The organism is Mesorhizobium sp. M8A.F.Ca.ET.021.01.1.1, assembly GCF_003998025.1.
In the GTDB taxonomy this organism is placed as follows: Bacteria; Pseudomonadota; Alphaproteobacteria; order Rhizobiales; family Rhizobiaceae; genus Mesorhizobium.
On the sequence record NZ_RZSJ01000864.1, the window covers coordinates 1 to 1,684 of the forward strand.

Annotated in this window: 2 protein-coding genes and 1 pseudogene; 1 reads left to right on the top strand and 2 read right to left on the bottom strand. The window is 62.7% G+C overall.

All coding sequences use genetic code 11. The features are described from left to right. Positions 1 to 211: 211 nt before the first annotated feature. A complete protein-coding gene (locus EOA36_RS34860; protein WP_127281183.1) occupies positions 212 to 580 on the bottom strand; it encodes a helix-turn-helix domain-containing protein in 369 nt (122 codons plus the stop codon). A gap of 89 nt (positions 581 to 669) precedes the next feature. On the opposite strand from EOA36_RS34860, the gene EOA36_RS34865 reads away from it, so the two are divergent. Further along, entirely contained in the window at positions 670 to 1,275 is a 606-nt protein-coding gene (locus tag EOA36_RS34865) for an NADPH-dependent FMN reductase (RefSeq protein WP_127281184.1), read from the top strand. Between the two features lie 186 nt (positions 1,276 to 1,461). Here the strand turns inward: EOA36_RS34865 and EOA36_RS34870 are convergent. Continuing rightward, positions 1,462 to 1,684: pseudogene (locus tag EOA36_RS34870) on the bottom strand (integrase); the annotation flags it as partial.

Genomic DNA, 1,684 nt, shown 5'->3' on the forward strand with positions numbered 1-1,684 from the left:
GGCCATGGCGCCAAGGGCCTGATTGGCTGCCTTTGGAATGCGGTCTCCGCCGCGGGCGCGAGCACGCGTGGGGCCGAGCCTCGAGCGCCACAGACAAACTCCCAGGTCTTTTTCAGCGAACCAAGGCGTCTATTTCAGGGAAACCATGACTTCGCTGCAAACACGCAGCGTCGCGCGGCGCGAATCCAGGATCCCTTGCCGTGCAAGGGTTTCAGGCTTGCATCTCGTCGAATCTGGCGCGCGCCGACTGAACGCGCTGCGTGTTCTTGCGCGCCCATTCGCCGAGCGCGCCGACCGGTACCAGCAACTCGTGGCCGAGTTCGGTCAGCTCGTAATCGACGCGCGGCGGAATGGTCGGAAACACCTTGCGCGTGACGAAGCCGTCGCGCTCCAGGCCGCGCAAGGTGGTCGTCAGCATCTTCTGCGAGATGCCGCCGACAGCCGCGCGCAGCTCGTTGAAACGCAGCGGTCCGCCGCCCAGTTTGCCGACCACGAGCACGGTCCATTTGTCGCCGACGCGCTGCAGGATCTCCGACACGGCCCGGCAGTCCTCGGTGTTATGCGGGTGCCTCAGTAACAAAAACGTGCCTCCTTGCGCGCCTGTTTGTCAGTATCACATATAGCGCCGGTATCCAAACGATACCAAAATTCCCGCAAGGAGAGCCCCTTATGTCCAAGCCCAAAATCGCCATTGTCGTCGGTTCGACGCGCGCCGCCCGCTTCGCCGACGTGCCGACGCAGTGGATCGCCAAGATCGCCAAGGCACATGCCGATATCGATGTCGAAATTGTCGATCTGCGCGACTTTCCGCTGCCCTTCTTCGATGAGGTAGCGTCTTCGGCCTGGGCGCCGTCGCAGAACGAAGTCGCACAGCGCTGGCAGAAGAAGGTCGCCGGATTCGACGGCTTCATCTTCACCGCCGCCGAATATAATCACGGCCCGACGGCCGTGCTGAAGAACGCCATCGACTACGCCGCCAACGAGTGGAACAAGAAGCCGGCAGGCTTTGTCGGCTATGGCAGTGTCGGCGGCTCGCGCGCCGTCGAGCAGCTTCGTCTGCACGCCGTCGAATTGCAGATGGCGCCGGTCAAGTCCGCCGTCCATATCGCCTGGGGCGATTTCCTTGCCGTGCGCCAGGGCGAGAAGAAGCTCGAGGATCTCGAGCACCTGAACCAGGCCGCCACCGCGCTGGTCAACGACGTCGCCTGGTGGGCCAAGGTGCTGAAAGCCGCTCGTGCCGCCGATGCCGTCATTGGGGAAGCCCAGGCGGCCTGATCTCGTAGCAGATCATCATCCTCCCGAAGGGCGGCGCTTGCGCCGCCCTTTTTCATTGGGGTTCTTGCAAAGAAGTTGGGCCTGAAAGTTAGCTTGAAACGCCGCGCCGCCCCTCATTGCCCTGCCGGTGTCCAGCCGATAGATGGGTAACAGATTGAACCGGATACATAGGTAACAGTTCTCCCCCTATGCGTCCGCCGCAGCGCCAAGCGGTTTGGTTGGCGCGGCGCTGCGGCGGACGAGCTTCATACGTCTGGTGTCGATGATGCCAAGCGGATAATCATGGAAGGTAAGTGCCCATTGGCCGTCCTCGGCTTCGGTGGCCGCGACGGCTTCGCCGGCCAGTGATTGCGAGACATAGACGAAGCCGCCATTCCACCTGATCTCGCCATTGTGGCGCACCCAGCGA